The organism is Modestobacter sp. VKM Ac-2982 (genome assembly GCF_026967935.1).
Lineage (GTDB): Bacteria > Actinomycetota > Actinomycetes > Mycobacteriales > Geodermatophilaceae > Modestobacter.
Genome location: NZ_JAPVBL010000006.1, coordinates 166883 through 184931, shown reverse-complemented (window position 1 = coordinate 184931; position 18049 = coordinate 166883). Strand labels below are relative to the sequence as shown.

Sequence of the window (18049 nt, the reverse complement as noted above, 5' to 3'; positions counted from 1 at the left end):
TCACGGTCGGCCGTCGTCCGGATCAGCCGTTCGTCGGTGTCACGCTCCGACGGCGAGGTCCGACGGCACCGAGGAGCGGGATGTCGAACGCCCCCGCCCGGGTGCGGACCCGGTTGCTGCAGCGATCCCGGCAGACAGGCCAAGTGGCGCTGCCCTCGTTCCCGGTGGCTTTGTCCAGCGAGTTCTGCGGGTTGCGCATCCGCGTCCAGACGGGAACCACGATCCACCACCAGAGCAGCAGCGCAGCGACGGCTCCAGTGATCCACCAGGCGCGCGTCCGGCCGAAGAGCACGTCGATCACCAGGAGGATCGCGGAGGCGATCGCGACTGCGAGGACGGCCAGCCCGGCCAACGCCGACCAGTTGCTGCGCCGCAGCAAGGACTCCTCGTCCTGCTGGCGGAACAGCAGCCGGTGTTGCGCGGCCGGGGCGATGAGCAGCCCGGTGGCGACCGCAGCCGCCACGAGGGTCGTGAAGTAGACCTCCTGCTGGAACTCCGACATCTGGGTTGCCCGCGGTTGGAACGGGGCGATCAGCAGGAAGGCGAAGAGGAACTGGGGGGCGGCATCCCAGGCGGCCCGCATCTGCAGAGGCAGGGCCCCCCGCTTGCCCCGCGAACGCTCCCGACCTACCTTCTGTACATGTCAGCTGTACATCCGAGGTCGTCGTGACCGAGCCGGGTGACCCGGACCTGCGCTCCGTGAGCGTCGCCGAGGCTCGCGCGCGCTTCAGCGAACTGCTCGACGCCGCCGAGGCGGGGGAGACGGTGGTGATCACCCGGCGCGGCGAGCCGGTGGCCGAGCTCCGGGGGCGCGCCCGATCACCTCGGACGGGTGCGCGTGACCTCAGCTGGCTGGCCGAGGAGGCCGCGAAGATCTCCTACAACCCCGTCGACTCCGGCGAACTGGTCCGCGGGATGCGCGACGAGCGCTACTGATGCTCTACCTGGACACCAGCGTGCTCATCGCTCTCGTCACGGCGGAGCCGCGCAGCGCGGCGCTGCGCGACTGGGCAGAGGCCGTGGACGACGTCTTCGTGACGTCCGACTGGTCGCTGACCGAGGTGGCATCGGGCCTGTCGATCAAGCAACGCACCGGTGCGCTGACCGAGCGGGAGCGGGCGGTCGTCGAGCGGGCGCTGGCCCGGTTCCTGGCGGAGAACGTCGAGGTCGTCGGGGTCCACCGGGTCGACTACCGAACCGCCGCCCGGCTGTCGGCTCAGCCCACACCCCCGCTGCGCGCCGCGGATGCCCTGCACCTCGCCGTGGCTGACCGGCACGGCGCCGTGCTGCACACGCTGGACGACCAGCAGGCAGCCGGGGCACGGGCGCACGACATCGGCGCGGTGGTCCCGGTGCCACGGAGCTAGCGGCCGGCGGGGGGTGGGATGTGGACCCCGACGCCGGTCGGCCAGCGACCGCTGGGACTGGTGAGCCCGATGGGACGACGTCGTTCCGTAGACACCGTCTCCTGTCGTCGCGCCGTGCCATGGTCCGCCTCGTTGCACCGAGAGCGGGGGACGCATGAGCGGGATCATCGTGGTCGATCAGCCGACCGACGAGCAGGTGGCCATCTGGCAGGTGAGCGTCGGTGACGGCCTCGAGTCGACGATGGCGGGCGCCTGGCTCCTCCCGGCGGACGACGCGCGGATCGACGGGCTGGTGCGCGGACGCCTCCTGGTGACCACCGAGTCAGCCTCCGGGCGGTTCGGCGCAGGAGCCGATCCTGCGGCTCTCGCGTCGGCGATCCGCCAGGAGATCGTCGACCTGGACCGGGCCTTCGCCGGGCACCTGGCGTCGCTCCCGTCGACCCGCCGGAGCCTCGTCCGGCCGCGGTGGCCCTCCGTCCCCGACGCAGCGACTCCCGAGACCGCCGGCGACCCGCTGGCCTCGCGGGCGCTGACCCTGGCTCGCTGGATGTCCGACCTGCTGACCGCGTGGGACGAGGTGGAGAGCCAGCGGCTCACCCGGCCGTTCCTGCTGTCCTCCGGCGGTGAGACCTCCCGCGAGCACCCGCCCGGTTGGCCGGCCGCGCCGGGGACGACGCAGGAGGAGGCAGCGTGAGCGTCGCCGTGCTGGACCTGGAGACCACCGGCCTGCGCCCCGGCGTCGACCGGGTGGTCGAGGTGGGCGTCGTCCTGCTCGACGACCGCGGTGAGGTGGAGGGCGAGTTCTGCACCCTGGTCAACCCCGGCCGCGACGTCGGGCCCACCTCGGTGCACGGCATCTCCGCCCGCGACGTCGCCGATGCCCCGGGCTTCGCCGACATCGCCGGCTACCTCAGCCACCTGCTGGCCGGCCGGCTCATCGTGGCGCACAACGCCCTGTTCGACCTGCGGTTCCTGGGCCGCGAGTTCGGTCGCGCCGGCCTGCCGATCGGGCTGTCGCCGTCGCTGTGCACCATGCGCTTGGCCCCATTGTTCTTCGGCGCGGGCACCCGCTCCCTGCAGGCGCTCTGCGACTACATGTCCATCCCGCTGGAAGCGCACGCCGCACTGAACGACGCCCGCGCGACCGCGGAGCTGCTGATCCGGATGCTCGCCTCCGACCTCGGCACCGAACCGCTGGTCGGCGCCGGCCTGGCCGTCCGGTTCGCCGCCGACGGCGGTTACGAGGGCTTCGAACCGCTGGACGCCGTCTGGGCCGACCTCGTCGCCCGGGCGGTCGAGCCCGGCCCGTGCGCGCCGTGCGACCCCTGCCCCTCGGTGCCCCGGGACGCGGCCACCGCGCTGTCCCGCCGGCGGGACGGCTACCTCGGCGGGCTCGTCGCGGCCCTGCCCGCGCTGGACGGCGCACCGCCGAGCATGGCGCCCTACCTGACCGTGCTGGACGAGGCGCTCGAGGACCGGCTGGTCAGCATCACCGAAGCCGACCAGCTGTTCTCTCTCGCCGCCGAGCTCGGCTGCGGGGCGGACCACGTGCGGGCCGCACACCGTCTCTACCTCGATGCGCTGGCCACCACGGCGCTCGCTGACGATGTGGTCACCGACGCCGAGCTGACCGACCTGCGGCGGGTCGCCGAGCTGCTGGGCATGGAGAGCCGGGACGTCGACGTCGCGCTGACCATGGTCCGCTCCGGCGCGAAGGTTTCGCTGCCTCGGCGTCCCGGGCTGTTCTCCGCGGGCGACAAGATCGTGTTCACCGGCGAGATGTCCCGCAGCCGCGACGACCTCGAGCAGGCCGCCCGGGACGCCGGCCTGCAGCCGATGTCCTCGGTGTCGGGCAAGACCAGCCTGCTGGTGTGCGCCGACCCGGACTCCCAGTCGGGCAAGGCCCGGAAGGCCCGCAGCCTCGGGGTGCGGGTGATCGGGGAGGCGGTCTTCTGGGAGTCGCTGTCCCTGGCGGGCGCCCGGTGAGCAGGCCTGCGTGACGGCGCGCGTGTACCCGGTGGAGCCGGCCTTCGAGTCACCCGCCGAGCAGTCGTTCGTCCAGGCGCTTCGCGACCAGTTGCCCGACGACGCCGTCCTGTTCTGCAACCTGCGCTTCACCGACCGGACCGGGGACCGGGAGGCCGATGTCATCGTCGCGTGGCCGGGCGTCGGCGTCGCGGTGATCGAGGTCAAGGGCGGCAGCGTCTCGCTGCGCGAGGGCCAGTGGTGGCAGACCGGCGGGAAGAGCAAGGCGATCCACCCGGTCGAGCAGGCGTTGAAGTGCAAGTACGCGTTGCGCGACTTCCTGTACCGGCACCCGCGGTGGTCCCGGGGCAACCCGCGGTCGAACCACTTCGTCGCGCTGCCGACGACCGTGCTGCCCGCCGACTTCGCGGCTCCGGACGCGCCACGCTGGCTGGTCATCGACAGCACGGAGACCGCCCACGCGGCCGACCGGATCTCCTCGGCGCTGCGCCGCACCGAGGAGGAGCACGACGCGCCGACGCCGGACGACGTCGAGCTGCTGGTCGACTGCCTGGCCGGGACGGCGATCCCGCAGGCCGACCTGGTCGCCGACCTGGCCGAGCGGGAGGCCGCCTGCGACCTGCTCACCCACGCGCAGGCGAAGGTGCTCGACTACCTGAGCGGCAACCCCAGGGTCGAGATCCGCGGCGGCGCCGGCTCGGGCAAGACCTGGCTGGCGATCGAGAAGGCCCGGCGACTCACCGCGGACGGCCAGCGGGTCGCGCTGATGTGCTACTCCCGCGGCCTCGCCGAGTACCTGCGGCGGCGCGTGTTGACCCTCCCGGCGCGGCAGCGACCGGCGTACGTGGGCACCTTCCACAACCTCGGGATCAGCTGGGGCGTGGCACCCGGCTCCGACGACGACAGCTCGTACTGGGAGCAACAGCTGCCCGAGACGATGGCGTCCCTGGCGGAGGGGCTGCCGGCGGAGGAGCGGTTCGACGCCATCGTGATCGACGAGGCGCAGGACTTCGCCGAGTCGTGGTGGCCCGCCGTCCTCGCGGCGCTGCGGCGTCCGGACGACGGCTGCCTGTACGTGTTCTCCGACGAGGGGCAGCGGGTGTTCGCCCGGCAGGGCCGGCCGACGGTGCCGCTGGTGCCGATCGAGCTGCCGGAGAACCTGCGCAACACCAAGCAGATCGCCGGCACCTTCAGCAGCCTCGCGCCGGCGCAGATGCGGATCCGCGGCGGCAGCGGCGTCCCGGTGCGGTTCCTCCCGTGCGCGGCGGAGGACGCGGTGGACGTCGCCGACGACGCGGCCGACGCGCTGCTCGACGAGGGCTGGCCGCCGGAGTCGCTGGCGCTGCTGACGACGTACAGCCGGCACCCGGTCCAGGTCGAGCGGCAGGCTGCCGGGCAGGACGCGTACTGGGCGACCTACTGGGACGACGACGACCTGTTCTACGGGCACGTGCTCGGCTTCAAGGGGCTGGAGCGACCGGCCGTCGTCCTGGCGGTGAACGGCTTCCGGAGCGAGGAGCGGGCGCGGGAGATGCTGTACGTCGGGCTCTCCCGAGCACGGGACCGGCTCGTCGTCTGCGGCGATCTTGAGCTGATCCGCCGCGTCGGCGGGGAAGCCGTCACGCGGCGGTTGACCTCGGGATCGCCCCGATGACAGCTGGTGACCTCGCCGAGTGAACGACGGACCCAGCGCTCACCACCGCCGATGAGCGGGACGGATCAGCAGCCCGTCGGCGGATGACCGGGGAGGATGGCGGTGTGCCAGCCGACCACCGTCCGGCGCTGCCGCGGCTGGCCGGCGAGGAGCACGTCTGCCTGTCGTGCCCGTTCTCCTACGCCGATCACGACGTCGACCGCGCGTCAGCAGTCATCGTGGACGTCCCGGCCCGAGCACGGGCCCTGTTCGGCCCGCTCGACGATGCGACGTGCCGGCAGCCCGGCCCGGACGGCGCGTGGTCAGCAGTGGAGTACCTGTGCCACCTGCGCGACGTCTACGCCACCTCCACCATCCGGCTGCACCGGGCGCGCACCGAGGACGACCCTGCTCTCGAGCCGATGCTCAACGACCTGCGGGCCCGCCGCTTCGGCTACCGCGACGCCGCGGTCGGGCCTGCGCTGGACCAACTGCAGGCCCACGTCATCGGCTTCCTCGCTGAGATCGAGCGAGTCCGACCCGAGGACTGGGGCCGACCAGTGCACCGCCTCCCGGACGAGCACCGCAGCGCGCGGTGGCTGGTCCGGCAGGCAGCGCACGAAGGCGTGCACCACCTCCGCGACATCACCGAGGTCTCGCGGCAGCACTGATGGTCGCGAGGGCTTCGTGCGTGGCGCCACGCACGGAGCTGTGGCACCAGTTCGCGCTCACCCGTGCGAGCGACGAGGGCTCCACGCAGCGCCGGCGGTCGGCTACGAACAGCAGCGGAACACGATCGGCCGACGATGGGGGACCAGTGCGCCAGCACGACGACCGGGCGCACGCACCCACCGGGTTGCGCAGCTCACCGACGGGTCGGGTCCCGCAGTGGGTCCTCGACGAGTCCGTCGGTCGGACCAGCCCGGCCGAGCCGTGGCGTGCCTGGACGCCCGCGCAGCCACCCGCTCGCCGCACACGGAAGCGGCGCACGTGGACTGGTGTCGGGGGAGCACTGCTGGTGGTCGCTGTCGTGGCGTCTCTCGCCGGCACCGTCGAGCTCTTGCCCGGCCTCGGTGTGATGGACGCCGGTCGCACCGCGCCGACGGTCGGCATCGAGGCGGCCGACGACCCGCTGGGCACGCCTCTCACCCCGCCTGCGGGTGATGGGACCCACCAGTTCGCGCAGCTGCAGGACGACGGGGTCACGCCGATCGCCTACGACCCGTGCCGGCCGGTGCACTACGTCGTCCGGCCGGACAACGCTCCGGTCGGCGGTGACCTGCTCATCGCCGACGCCGTCGCCCAGGTCTCGGCGGTCACCGGGCTGCAGTTCGTCGACGACGGCGCCACCGACGAGGCCCCGACTGACCAGCGCGACCCCTACCAACCCGACCGCTACGGCGACCGGTGGGCGCCCGTGCTCGTCACCTGGGACACGGTCGCCGAACAGCCCGACCTCGCCGCCGACGTCGCCGGCCTGGCCGGCAGCCTCGCCGTTTCATCCGGCGAGGCGCCGGGCGTCTACGTCACCGGCCTGGTCGAGCTCGACGCCGCCCAGTTCACCGAGATCCTCAGCCGACCGGGCGGTCAGGCGGTCGCCCGCGCGATCGTGCTGCACGAGTTCGCGCACCTGGTGGGCCTGGACCACGTCGACGACCCGACCCAGCTCATGTACCCGACGACGTCCGCCGTCCTCGACTTCGCCGCCGGTGACCTCACTGGGCTGAGCCGGCTGGGCGCGGGAGCCTGCGTTCCCACGCTCTGACGGCTGACAGCCCGGCGCCCGGGAACGGAACGGAGGCACAAGGGGAGCGATCCCCAGTGCAGGGGCCCACGAGTGCCCACCGACACCCTGTCCCTCGATGCTCGTGCTCTGGTGCGCCAGTACAGCCAGAGCACAAGCGTGCGCCGACCACGTATCGCTGACCGGCGCCGGCGAGCTGCGGGGGTCGGGTGCCGGGTGCGCGAGTTCTACCGGCGCCGCCGCGGCCACATGCCGGTCTTCCGGCGACCCTCGGGCGCCTCCCCGCCGTCACCAGCGCCGAGCGCCCCAGCCGTGAGCCGGGCGACCTCACCCGGCCAGCCGTCGTCCCCGGCCAGCACCAGGAAGTTCCGGGCCACGATCGCGGCAACTTCCTCCTCGGCCAACCCGGACCGGAACAGCACGTCCCGCAGCGCCCAGCCCTGCCCGGCCAGCTCACTGGCGGCCACGGTGACCGCCAGTCGCTCCACCATCGGCGCCGCCAGCCGCTCCGCCGCCCAGGGCAGCGCTGCCCGCACCACGGACGGCGGGGTGGAGCCACCGAGGGTGAGGAACCAGTCGGGGTCCTCCAGCAGCAGGTGCCCGAGCAGCGAGGCAGAGCTCGCGGGCCACTCGAGAACTCCCGCCCACTCCCGCACCAGCGCTTCCCGCACCACCGGCCGGCTGGTGGCCAACCGGGCCAGCCCGGCGAGGTCGTCGGTCAGCTCCAGCAGCACCACGGGATGGGGGAGGGCCACCGACTCCTCGACGAGCGCGGCCGCAGCCCCGCCGACCTCGGGCAGTCGGCGGCCCCGCGCCAGCTCCGCGGTGAACGCCTCGCACAGCTCGGCCCGGGTCAGGCCGGTGAAGCCGATCGGCACGTCCGCCCTCCCGGCGCCGCTGAAGACGGCGGTCAGTGCGGCGTCGAGCTCCCGGTCGCGCAGCCGGTCCCAGACGTCCGGGTGCCGTTCCAGCGCGGCCCGCAGCGCCGCCTCCACCTCGGGGGCCGACGCGGCCACCGCGCAGGCGACGTCCACGGCGTCCGGGGAGGACAGCCACCACCCGGCCTTCTCCGACTCCAGTACGCCGACCAGCTGGGTCGGGGTCAGCGCCGCCGGGTCCAGCCCCGTCCAGGTGTCGGTGAACAGCCACCGGTCCAGCGTCTCCAGCTTGCGCAGCTGGTCGGAGCACAGTTCCTTCTTCGCCGCCGCCTCCAGCAGCGCCCGTGCCCGCGCGGTGTCCTGACCGTCCGGCACCACGTCGGAGGTGACGTCCGGGCCCGCGTCCACGTGGACCCGCACCGCGCCCGCGTCGCCCATCACGGACGCCGTCCCCACGTGCAGCGCGACGGCCGAGGCCATCGCCCGCGGCAGCACACCGAAGACCAGCTCGGCGACGTCGCGCCCCGACGCCGTCCGGGCCGGCAGCCCGACCACACCCGCACCGGCCGCCACCGCGGCGAGCACCGCCGCCATCGCGGGCACGAGGGCGTCGACGTCCTCTGCGGTCAGCGGCGGCAACGACCGGCGAGCCGACGGCACCTCCACCGCCGGCATCTCCCGCGACGGTTCGGCCTCGACCGGGAGCCCGTCGAGGAACCCGCCGGCGCTCCGGAACGCCAACACGTCCCGGGGCGTGAGCCGGCCGTCGCCGTCCCAGAGCAGGTGCACCAGGTGGTTGCCCGGCCGGCCGAACGCGTCGGTCCCGGCCGGCACCGTGCGGTAGGCGATCCGCCCGTCGGCGGCGTGCCGCAGGCCGAAGGACTCCCCGGTGCCGAGGGAGATCAGCGGGCCGAGCGTGGCGCGGCTGTCACCGACCGCTGCGGGCCAGTCCGGCGAGAGCTGGACGACGCCGAAGCCCGGTCCCTCCAGCGTCCGGCTCGCCGACGTGTAGACCAGTTGCGCGCAGGTGGTCATCGGCGCAGCCGATCGGCGCCGGCGTAGGAGCCGTCCAGGTCCAGCCCGTCGCTGGGCAGGAAGCGGTGCCGCGCCAGCAGCACCAGCAGCGGTTCCAGGCAACCCACCGGGGCGATCGAGGGGTAGGCGCCGTCGCTCGCCTCCGACCCGGTCGCCGACACGGCGTGCACGGTCGGGTCCGGCAGCCGGGTCAGCAACGTGGTCAGCAGGTTGCTGCCGCCGTTGACCTCCAGGAAGTCGACCAGCCGCGCGCTGTTGTCGCGCACGTCCTCGAAGAGGCTGGGCAGCGCGGCGAGGCTGATCTCCGGGTTGCGCAGCGTGTCGGTCGGGAACTCCGGCCGGGTGAGCAGCTTGTCCGCCTTGCTCAGGATCACCCCGGTGGACACCCCCTGCAGGAAGCCGTCCCGGCGCAGTCCGCGGGCCGAGCGCAGCAGGTCGGCCAGGTTGACCAGCATCTGCGTCGGCCGGGCCATGCCCAGGGCCCCCTCGCCGGGGTCGGCCACCGCCTGCAGCCCCGGGAACATCCCCGGGGACAGGACGACGAGCACCGCGCTGGCCACGTACAGGAACTTGCTGAACTGGCCCAGGTCCTCCTTCCGGTACAGCTGCTCCCCGGACGCGTCGAACAGGACGACGTTCATCGACCGTTCCTGCCCGTCCTGCGTCGTCCGCCGCAGCACCAGCATCAGCGGCTCCGGTGACTGGCCCTGCTCCAGCAGCGGCGGGGTCAGCGGCAGCTGCCGGTGGTCGACCAGCAGCGGCTGGTGGTACTGCCGCTCGAACCGGTCGGCGCTGTTCTCCTCCAGCTCGACGGAGACGTCCAGCGGGGCGAGCGCCCCAGCGTGCAGCGCGTCGATCAGCACCGTGAGGTACGTGCTCTTCGAGGCGCCGGTGAGGCCGACGACGCCGACGACGACGGTCGGCCGGGTGGCGTAGTCCGGCGGCAGCCGGTGGCCGTTCGGGCAGACCGGCACGGCGTCGACCGCGTCGGAGGCGGCCGCCCTCGCCTGGGACGACGGGCCGGGTGCCGGCTGGCCACCCCACCGCCCCTCGCTGAAGCGCTGCCACGCGCTGCGCCGCTGGACCGGCACCGGCTGCGCCCCGCCGAAGGGGCTGCGCAGCAGCGGCACCGGGAAGGTCTCCAGGCAGCGGGGGCAGACGAGGTCCTTCTTCGCCATCTCAGCCCACCAGCAGGAGGTAGCCGAGCACCGTCGTGATCGCGAACACCAGCAGCAGCACCCGCTGCCGCCGCAGGTACCGGTGCCGGCGTGCCTCCAGCGCCTGCTGGGCCATCGCCCGCTGGTACAGACCGGACACGACGCCTCCTCGGGGGATCAGAAGATGATGTAGGTGAGGAAGCCGAGCACCACGGCGGCCACCAGACCGAGCAGGACGGCGGCGACGATCGCCGCCGCGTAGCCGGTGGGGGTGTCGGCGATCGCCCGCTCCAGCCGGGAGAGCTGGTAGCGCACCGCCTCCCGGACGGCGACGGCCGACCGCAGGTCCTGCAGCACCGTCCGGGGGGAGGGGATCTCCGACGGCTGCCCCAGCCAGCGGGTCTGCTGCTCGACCTCGCGGGCCAGCTCCGCGACCGACGGCCGCCGCTCCGGTGCGACCCGCAGCGCGTGCGACACCGGGTCGAGCAGGTTCGGCGGCACGGCGGAGAGGTCCACCCGACCGGCCCGCAGCTCCAGCCAGTAGTCGGCGGGGGGCAGCTCGTCGTCCGGGTCCACCGGGTGCCGGGCCCCGGCCGCGTAGGCGATCACCATGCCCCAGCTGTAGACGTCGCTGGCCTCGGTCAGCGGCAGCCCCTGCAGCTGCTCGGGGCTGGCGAACAACTTCGAACCGAAGCCGGCCAGCGCGGTGGTGACCGTGCCGGAGGGGCCCTCGGAGCCGAGGTAGCGGCTGATGCCGAAGTCGACGAGGAAGACGTCCCGGTCGGTGATGATGATGTTGGCGGGCTTCACGTCGCGGTGGACCACCGCGGCCGCGTGCGCGTCCCGCAGCGCCCGCAGCAGCCCGATGGCGATCCGGCGCAGCTCCTCGGCGTTGAGCCCGCCCTCCCGGGAGGCGAGGAACTCGTCCAGCGGGGTCCCCGCTACGTACTCCTGCGCGTAGTACGGGTTGGCCGCCGCGAGGTCCTGGTCGACGATCTGGGCCACCCGGGGACTGCGGATGCGGGCGGCGTTCTCCACCTCGCGGGCGAACCGCCGCCGGACCAGTTCCCCGGCGCCGTCCGGCAGGCACTTGACGACCACCAGCGGATCGGCGGCATCGTCCCGGCCGACGAAGACGTCGGCGCCCTGACCGCCGCGTGGCAGCCGGCACAGCAGCCGGTAGGGCCCGATCTGCGGCGGGTCGCCGGCTTCCAGCGGGTGCAGGCGGCGCTGACCGAGCTCGTCGGTGAGTCCCTCGGTGGGGGAAGAGGCGTCTGACACCGTGCCGCGCCCCTCCCGTCGCCGGATCGACTGCGGCCCACGGTAGAGCCCCGACCTGTGCCGGCACCATGAGCTCCGCCCTGCACCGCCGGAGGACGGTGCCGGCCGCCGTCGACCCGTTCGGGGGACTGGCTTGATGGCGGGTTGATCAGTCACGCTGAGTCGTCGGATCGGGTCGTCGAACGACGGGGAGCTGGGCACATGGCGGACGCACAGCCGGGACGACGCACGCGCCGACGTCGGTGCCCCCAGTGCGGCGAGCTCGGTGCACTCCCGGTGGTCTACGGACTCCCGGACATCACAGCTGTGGACCTCGCCGACGAGAGCAAGGTCATCCTCGGCGGCTGCATGGTGGGGCCGGACGATCCCGAATGGCTCTGCCTGTCCTGCGCGACGGGCCCGGATCAGCTGACCGCCTGACCGGTCAGCTCACCGCTGGACGGCGACCGTCACCGGCACGTGGTCGCTCCGCCCGGTGCCCACCCAGGTGTCGAAGTCGCCCACCTCGACCGCAGCCGCGTCGGCCCACGCCGTGGGCAGGAAGACGTGGTCGATGTCGAACGGGTCGTCCTGCCGGCGGTGGTGGAAGTAGGTCGGCTCCGCCGGTCGCTCACCGGCCTCCAGTCCGCGTGACGCCCGGTAGGCGTCGACCAGGCCCAGGTCGTTCAGGCGCTGCTCGACCCGGTCGTAGTGCTTCTGGCTGTCCGCGATCGGGGCGTTGAGGTCGCCGGCCAGGACGGTCGGCGCATCGGCGGAGAACTGTGCGATCCAGTCGACCGTCCGGTCGAGCTGCGCGACGTAGCCGGGCGTGCCTGCGAACCTCACCGTCCAGACGGCCACCAGCGTGAACGACGTCGGACCGCTGACCCGCACCGGCAGCACCCACCCGGGCGCCGACCCGGCGTCTTCGTGGAGCTCGATCGACCACGGCTCCCGGGCCACGATGACCAGTTCCCTCGGGCTCTCCGACCAGACGCGCTGCCCCAGGCCGGTCAGCGCCCGGCCGTCGGGGGCGGTCGGCCAGGTCGCGAGTGTGCGGGCCTCGCAGACGACGGCCACGTCGACGTCCAGGGTGAGGAGGTGCTGCAGGTTCTCGTCGAACTTCCCGCAGCAGTTCCAGGTGCTCAGCTTCACCGGGCGATGACAACAGTGCGCAGGCACTGGGTGGTGCCGCCGCGCCCGAATAGGCCGGATCCTGGGTCGGCTGAGCCAGTAGAGACGAACGGCTGCTCTCCGGAGGGCGGTCACCCGGGCGGGGGAGTGGAACGGGGCAGTCTCGCTGAAGCGGTCAACCACGTCCGCCGCGGACCCGACGTCGTACAGGTGAGCTGGTCGACGGCGCCTGCGGTGGCGACACCCCGGATGATGGCGCGCGTCCTCGCGACCTTCTACGTCGCGGCCGGCATCGCCGGGTTGCTCGCCGTCTTCGGTCCGGACGCCGCCACCGAGGGGCGCTGGGCGATCTTCGGTCTGGCCATCGTCGTCCTGGCGTGCGGCGCCGTGGCGTTCCGTTGGGGCCCGCACTGGCCGCGCCGGGTGTTCCACTGGCCGGTCGCGTCGGCCGCCGGGCTGGTCGCCGTCGCGGTGACGGTGAGCCCCGACGCCGCCACCGCGATGGCCGCGGCCACGATCATGGCCTTCGTCGCCGTCGACGCCTGCTTCTTCTTCAGCCTCCCGCTCGCCTGGCTGCACATGGCGTTCGGGATCAGCGCGGTGACCGCCGCGTTGCTCGCCCAGGGCGACGTCCCGGCGTCCATCGCGTTGGGCCTGGATGCGGTCATCGTGGCGCTGGGCAGCGTCGTCCGCGGCCTGGTCATCCGGGCGTCGAGCGCCAGCCGCGACCCGCTCACCGGGCTGGCCAACCGCCGCGGCTTCGACGACGCGCTGCACGAGCTGCGCAGCGCGTCCGCCCGCATCGGTGAGCCGCTCTCGGCCGCCCTGGTCGACCTCGACCACTTCAAGCAGATCAACGACACCGCCGGCCACGAGGCCGGGGACCGGGTGCTCTGCCGGATCGCCGACGTGTGGCGCCGGGAGCTGCCGCCGACGGCCGTCTTCGCCCGGCACGGCGGCGACGAGTTCGCCCTGCTGCTGCCCGGCGTCGGCGGTGCCGAGGCGCTGACCCTGGTGCGCCGGACCGCCGACCGGCACCCGGACATCGGCATCTCCTGCGGCGTCGCCGAGCACCGCCCTGGTGAAGGCGCCGCCGAGCTGATGCGCCGGGCCGACCGCGCGCTGTACGACGCCAAGGCGGCCGGCCGCGGCCGGTGCGAGCTCGAGGGCGGCAGCGGCTCGGCGCTCGCCCACGACCTGTCGGCCGCGCTCGCCGCCGGGGAGGTGGCGGTGCACTACCAGCCGATCGTCGCGCTGCCGGACGGCGCCGTCGTTGGGGTCGAGGCGCTGGCCCGCTGGACCCATCCCGAGCACGGCCCGATCCCGCCGGAGGAGTTCGTCGCGGTCGCCGAGCAGAACGGGCTGATCCTCGCCCTCGGGGCGCACGTGCTGCGCACCGCCTGCGCCGCACTGGCCGGTGTCCGCGCGCGGGCCGGCGTGCAGGTCACCCTGGGGGTGAACGTCTCCGGCCGCGAGCTCAACGACCCGGACTGCGCGCAGCGGGTGCAGGACGTGCTGGCCGAGACCGGGTTCCCCGCCGGCCACCTCGTCGTCGAGGTCACCGAGAGCATGTTGGAGGGCGAGTCGCCGGCCGCCGTCGCCACGCTGCACGCCCTGCGCGCCGCCGGGGTGGTGGTGTCCATCGACGACTTCGGCACCGGCTACTCGTCGCTGAGCCGGCTGGACACGCTGCCGGCCGACGTCCTCAAGCTCGACCGTTCGTTCATCGCGACCGTCGCCTCCTCCCCGCGCCGGGCGCAGATGCTGCAGAGCCTGGTGGCGATGTGCCGCGGCCTGGGCCTCGACGTCGTCGCCGAGGGGGTGGAGACCGCCGAGCAGGAGGCCGCGGTGCGCGCGATGGGGTGCACGTTCGCGCAGGGCTGGCGCTACGGCCGGCCGGTCCCGCTGCCCGACCTGCTCGCCGGCCTCCGCACCGGCGGCGCACACCACGTTCTCCTGCAGGTCGCCCGCCCCGCCTGACGGGGCGGACAGAGCGGGGTGCCGGCGCGACGGCGCCGGCACCCCCGCGAGCGGATCAGCGGAAGCGGATCTCCCAGTCGACGATGTCGGTGTCCGGGCGGAAGGTGCCCCGTGCCTCGCCGCCGGCGTCGGTGTACCGGCCGGTGCCTCCGGTCACCGCCCAGACGAACCCGGCCGGTCCCTCGCTCGGGTCCTCGCCGAAGGCACCCTGCATCGCGATCGTCCCCTGGGGCAGCGTCAGGGTGGCCGTGCAGTGGCCGACCAGCCGGGTCTCGGTGAGCTCGGCCAGCGTGCAGCTGCCGGCCGAGCTGCCGATCGACCGCCCGTCACGCCGGACGTCGTCGAGGAAGACCTGGGTGTCGCCCGCGCTGGGCCCGGGGTCGCCGAGGTCGAGGTCGGTGTTCCGGATGACCTCCGTGGACAGCCGCAGCGGCTGGTCGCCGGCTGCGGCCGGTACGACGATGAGCAGCGAGCCGGCGACCAGCACCGCTCCGGCGGCACCGATGACGGCGGGGCGGGACACGGTTCGGGACATGGCGGTTCTCCTTCGGGAGTGGGGGATCAACCGGTGAACGCGAGGTAGACCGCGCCGAGCGCGATCAGGGCCGCGAGGACGAGGGCGCCCGCGGCCGAGGCGGGCAGCCGGCCGAGCCGGCGGTGGGTGGAGACCGCGAGCCCGGCTGCCCCGGCGGCGAGCACCGGCGGCAGCCCGGTCCAGAAGACGACGATCGTGACGACGCCGAGCCCGGCCAGCAGCAGCGCGCGCCGGGCCGTCCGCTCCGGTGCGACCGCGCGGGCCCGGGCGGTCGCCAGGCCGACGAGGACGACCGCGACGGCGACGAACGCGATCAGCAGGGCCAGGCCGCCCCAGCCGCCGTTGCCGCTGAACTCGACGCCCCACTCGGTGGAGCCGGACTTCCACGGGGTCTGCACGTACGTGCCCACCAGGACGCATACGAGGGCGAGCCCCGCGCCGGCGACGGTCCAGCCGTCCGGTGCCGGCAGCGCGCGACGGTGGGCGGTCGGGTCGAGGGTGGTCATGGTGGTCCTCCCGGGTGTCGGGTGGGGGAGCGGACGCCGACCACCGTGGCCGCCCGCGCCGACCCGCCGGATGAGCGCGACGACCCGGTCGGTCCGGGAGGACGTCCCGGTCCGACCGGGACACGAAGGCCCCCGACCGGGACGCCGCCGGGGCCACACTGACGCGATGAGGTCCCGCGCGGGAACCACCGGTGCCGCAGTCGCGGCGGTGGTCCTGTGCGCAGCGGCAGCGGTGCTGGCCGCCTGGGTCGACGGGCAGGCACCCGGGCTGGACGTCTCGGTCTCCGGCGCGGTGTACGCGGTGGGCTGCGCCGCGATCGGCGCGCTGCTGGTGCACCTCCGTCCGCGCAACCCGATCGGCTGGTTGCTGGTGCTCGTCGGCCTGCTCCAGGCGCTCAGCGCCTGGAGCAACGCCTACGGCGGGTACGGCGTCGACGTCGCCGAACCCGACTGGCCGCTGGCCCCGGTGGTCGCCCAGGTCGGCGTGATGGTCTGGTTGCCGTCCCTCGTGCTGCCGGCGACGGTGCTGGTGGCGATCTACCCGTCGGGGCGGCTGCCGGCCCGGTGGTGGCGGTGGCCGGTCGGCGCCGTCGCGGCCGGCCTCGGCGTCCTGACCGCGCTCAGCACCCTTGACCCGTCGGCCTACGACGACGTCGTCCGCTCCCGGCCGGCCCCCGTCTCGCTGCCGCCGTCGGCGTGGACGACGGCCGCGCTGGTCGCCGCCGCCGTTGCCGTGATCGGTGGGGCGCTGGTCATCTGGGCCGGGACGGCGGTGCGGCTGGTCCACGCCCGCGGGGTGGAGCGGCAGCAGCTCGCCTGGCTGACCGTCGTCGTCCTGCCGCTGATGGTCGTCGTGTTCGTGGTCCCCGTGCCCAACTGGCTGTTCGCGGGGCTGGCGTGGATGGTGCCCGGCTCGGTGCTGGTGGGCGTGGTCTTCTACCGGCTGCTCGGCATCGTCGTCAGCCGGGCGCTGGTCTACCTCGCCCTCACCGGCGCTGTCGTCCTGCTCTACCTCTCCCTGGCCGCCGCGGCGGCCGCCGCGTTCGGCCGCACCCTCTCGCCGGTCGCCGGCGCCGTCGCCGCCGCGCTGCTCGCCGTGGCGCTCAGCCCGGGCCGCGTGCGTCTGCAGGCAGCCGCCGACCGGTTCGTCTACGGCCGGCGTCGTGATCCGGTGGGGGCGGTGACCGAGCTCGGCGACCGGGTGGCCAGCGCGCCGGAGGGGGACCTGCTGCCGGCGGTCCTGGACACCGTCACCGCAGCGCTGCGTTCGCCGGGCGCCCACGTCGCCTCACCCGGGGTCGTGCCCGCAGACGACGGGGCGGTGGCCGTGCCGCTGCGGGTCAGCGGGCAGGACGTCGGCACGCTGCTCGTCGCGCAGCGGGCTCCCGGTGAGCCGTTCACCCCCGCCGACCGGCGGCTGCTTGCCGTGCTCGCGCCGCAGGTGGCCGTCGTCGTCCGGGCGCTCGAGCTCGCCGGCGAGCTCGAGCACGAGCGCGTCCGGGTGCTGTCGGCGACGCACACCGAGCGCGACCGGATCCGCCGCGACCTGCACGACGGGCTGGGCCCCACGCTGGCCGGCATCGGCCTCGCCGTGCAGGCCGTGCAGGCACAGCTGGGCGAGCGGGCCGGCCCCGAGTCGGCGGCGCTGCTGGCCCGGCTCAAGGACGAGGTCGACGCCGCCGTCGGCGAGGTCAGGCGGATCCTGGACGGGCTGCGCCCGGCACCGCTGGACGACGTCGGCCTGGTCGCCGCCCTGCAGCGGCACGCCGCCGCCCTCGCACCGACCGTGCCGGTGCGGGTCACCGCCGAGGAGCTCCCGTCCCTGCGGCCCGACGTCGAGACGGCGGCCTACCGGATCGCTCAGGAGGCGCTGACCAACGTCGCCCGACACTCCCGGGCCCGGTCCGCGGAGTTGGGCCTGCGGGCCCGGGACGGCCGGCTGGAGGTCGCGGTCGCCGACGACGGTGCCGGCTTCACCCCCGCCGATCCGGTGCGGCCCGACGGGGTGGGGCTGGAGTCGATGCGCACGCGGGCGCAGGCGGTCGGCGGGGACCTGACCGTCACCAGCGGCCCGACCGGCACCCGGGTGGTCGCCGGCCTGCCGCTGGAGGTGTCCCGGTGACCGTCCGCGTCGTCCTCGCCGACGACCACCCGATGTACCGCTTCGGCCTGCGTGCCGTGCTCGACGCCTCGCCGGAGGTGGAGGTCGTGGGGGAGGCCGCCGACGGTGCGGAGCTGCTGGCCCAGGTGGAGCGGTGCGCACCGGACGTCGTCCTCACCGACCTGTCCATGCCCCGGGTGTCCGGCGCCGCCGCGGTCGACGAGCTGTCCCGCCGGCACCCCGGACTGGGCGTGCTGGTGCTGACCATGCACGAGGACGACGCATCGCTGTTCGGTGCCCTCCGGGCCGGGGCCCGCGGCTACCTGCTCAAGGGCGCCGACCGGGAGGAGATCGTGCGGGCGGTGCTGGCGGTGGCCGGCGGCGACGCCGTCTACGGAGGAGCCGTCGCCCGCCGGGTCGTCGACGCGCTGACCGGGTCCGGCGCTCGGGCACCGGTGCTCCCGGAGCTCACCGACCGGGAGCGGGAGGTGCTGGACCTGCTGGCCGCCGGGCTGTCGACCGGGCGGATCGCGGGGCGGCTGGCGCTGTCGGACAAGACGGTGCGCAATCACGTCTCCGCCGTCCTCACCAAGCTGCAGGTGCCCGACCGGTCAGCCGCGGTCGCCCGCGCCCGCGCGGCAGGCCTGGGCGGGACCTGACGGGACGGCGCTGGGTCTCGGGAGACCTGCCGGGCGTGGAACCCGACGTCCTGGGGCACCCTCGACAGGCGCGG

The 18049-nt window shown here is 74.3% G+C and carries 18 protein-coding genes; 10 read left to right on the top strand and 8 right to left on the bottom strand.

Annotated features, from left to right (window positions below):
* Positions 1 to 22: 22 nt before the first annotated feature.
* Positions 23 to 583 carry a DUF6328 family protein gene (locus O2W20_RS20580; RefSeq protein ID WP_269173486.1) on the bottom strand — a complete coding sequence of 187 codons (561 nt, stop codon included), beginning with the start codon at positions 581 to 583 and terminating at the stop codon, positions 23 to 25.
* A gap of 83 nt (positions 584 to 666) precedes the next feature.
* Here O2W20_RS20580 and O2W20_RS20575 point away from each other — a divergent pair, with 83 nt between their 5' ends.
* From O2W20_RS20575 to O2W20_RS20545, 7 genes are all read left to right on the top strand, one after another.
* The gene (locus tag O2W20_RS20575) at positions 667 to 936 is read left to right on the top strand and encodes a type II toxin-antitoxin system Phd/YefM family antitoxin (RefSeq protein ID WP_269173485.1); all 270 of its coding nucleotides are present in this window, start codon (positions 667 to 669) and stop codon (positions 934 to 936) included.
* Positions 936 to 1367, top strand: a complete 432-nt coding sequence (locus O2W20_RS20570; RefSeq protein ID WP_269173484.1) for a type II toxin-antitoxin system VapC family toxin — start codon at positions 936 to 938, stop codon at positions 1365 to 1367. Before O2W20_RS20575 ends, O2W20_RS20570 begins: the two co-directional genes overlap by 1 nt.
* A gap of 154 nt (positions 1368 to 1521) precedes the next feature.
* Positions 1522 to 2061: a hypothetical protein gene (locus O2W20_RS20565; protein ID WP_269173483.1), complete on the top strand. Its 540-nt coding sequence runs from the start codon at positions 1522 to 1524 to the stop codon at positions 2059 to 2061.
* On the top strand, positions 2058 to 3353 hold the full coding sequence (locus O2W20_RS20560) for an exonuclease domain-containing protein (protein ID WP_269173482.1): 1296 nt from the start codon (positions 2058 to 2060) through the stop codon (positions 3351 to 3353). Before O2W20_RS20565 ends, O2W20_RS20560 begins: the two co-directional genes overlap by 4 nt.
* A 10-nt stretch (positions 3354 to 3363) precedes the next feature.
* A complete protein-coding gene (locus O2W20_RS20555; RefSeq protein WP_269173481.1) occupies positions 3364 to 5007 on the top strand; it encodes an NERD domain-containing protein in 1644 nt (547 codons plus the stop codon).
* A gap of 104 nt (positions 5008 to 5111) precedes the next feature.
* Positions 5112 to 5657: a DinB family protein gene (locus O2W20_RS20550; RefSeq protein ID WP_269173480.1), complete on the top strand. Its 546-nt coding sequence runs from the start codon at positions 5112 to 5114 to the stop codon at positions 5655 to 5657.
* A 359-nt stretch (positions 5658 to 6016) separates the two neighbouring features.
* The gene (locus O2W20_RS20545; protein WP_269173479.1) at positions 6017 to 6751 is read left to right on the top strand and encodes a matrixin family metalloprotease; all 735 of its coding nucleotides are present in this window, start codon (positions 6017 to 6019) and stop codon (positions 6749 to 6751) included.
* 206 nt (positions 6752 to 6957) lie between these two features.
* Here the strand turns inward: O2W20_RS20545 and O2W20_RS20540 are convergent, their stop codons facing one another.
* The 5 genes from O2W20_RS20540 to O2W20_RS20520 form a co-directional block, all read right to left on the bottom strand.
* Positions 6958 to 8643, bottom strand: coding sequence for a GAP1-N2 domain-containing protein (locus tag O2W20_RS20540; protein ID WP_269173478.1), 1686 nt, complete (start codon positions 8641 to 8643; stop codon positions 6958 to 6960).
* Positions 8640 to 9821 (bottom strand): TRAFAC clade GTPase domain-containing protein, encoded by a 1182-nt coding sequence (locus tag O2W20_RS20535; RefSeq protein WP_269173477.1) that lies wholly within the window; start codon positions 9819 to 9821, stop codon positions 8640 to 8642. The genes O2W20_RS20540 and O2W20_RS20535 overlap by 4 nt, the downstream gene beginning before the upstream one ends.
* Position 9822: 1 nt before the next feature.
* A complete protein-coding gene (locus O2W20_RS20530) occupies positions 9823 to 9960 on the bottom strand; it encodes a hypothetical protein (protein WP_269173476.1) in 138 nt (45 codons plus the stop codon).
* Positions 9961 to 9977: 17 nt separating this feature from the next.
* The gene (locus tag O2W20_RS20525) at positions 9978 to 11081 is read right to left on the bottom strand and encodes a serine/threonine-protein kinase (RefSeq protein ID WP_269173475.1); all 1104 of its coding nucleotides are present in this window, start codon (positions 11079 to 11081) and stop codon (positions 9978 to 9980) included.
* 429 nt (positions 11082 to 11510) lie between these two features.
* Entirely contained in the window at positions 11511 to 12215 is a 705-nt protein-coding gene (locus O2W20_RS20520; protein ID WP_269173474.1) for an endonuclease/exonuclease/phosphatase family protein, read from the bottom strand.
* Between the two features lie 213 nt (positions 12216 to 12428).
* Between O2W20_RS20520 and O2W20_RS20515 the strand changes: the two genes are divergently transcribed.
* Positions 12429 to 14174, top strand: a complete 1746-nt coding sequence (locus O2W20_RS20515) for a putative bifunctional diguanylate cyclase/phosphodiesterase (protein WP_269173473.1) — start codon at positions 12429 to 12431, stop codon at positions 14172 to 14174.
* 55 nt (positions 14175 to 14229) lie between these two features.
* On the opposite strand, the gene O2W20_RS20510 is transcribed toward O2W20_RS20515, so the two are convergent.
* Positions 14230 to 14709, bottom strand: coding sequence for an allene oxide cyclase barrel-like domain-containing protein (locus O2W20_RS20510; RefSeq protein WP_269173472.1), 480 nt, complete (start codon positions 14707 to 14709; stop codon positions 14230 to 14232).
* A 26-nt stretch (positions 14710 to 14735) separates the two neighbouring features.
* Positions 14736 to 15215: a hypothetical protein gene (locus tag O2W20_RS20505; RefSeq protein ID WP_269173471.1), complete on the bottom strand. Its 480-nt coding sequence runs from the start codon at positions 15213 to 15215 to the stop codon at positions 14736 to 14738.
* 166 nt (positions 15216 to 15381) lie between these two features.
* On the opposite strand from O2W20_RS20505, the gene O2W20_RS20500 reads away from it, so the two are divergent.
* Entirely contained in the window at positions 15382 to 17337 is a 1956-nt protein-coding gene (locus O2W20_RS20500; protein ID WP_269173470.1) for a GAF domain-containing sensor histidine kinase, read from the top strand.
* Positions 17334 to 17975: a response regulator transcription factor gene (locus O2W20_RS20495; protein ID WP_269173469.1), complete on the top strand. Its 642-nt coding sequence runs from the start codon at positions 17334 to 17336 to the stop codon at positions 17973 to 17975. Before O2W20_RS20500 ends, O2W20_RS20495 begins: the two co-directional genes overlap by 4 nt.
* The last annotated feature ends 74 nt before the right edge of the window (positions 17976 to 18049 follow it).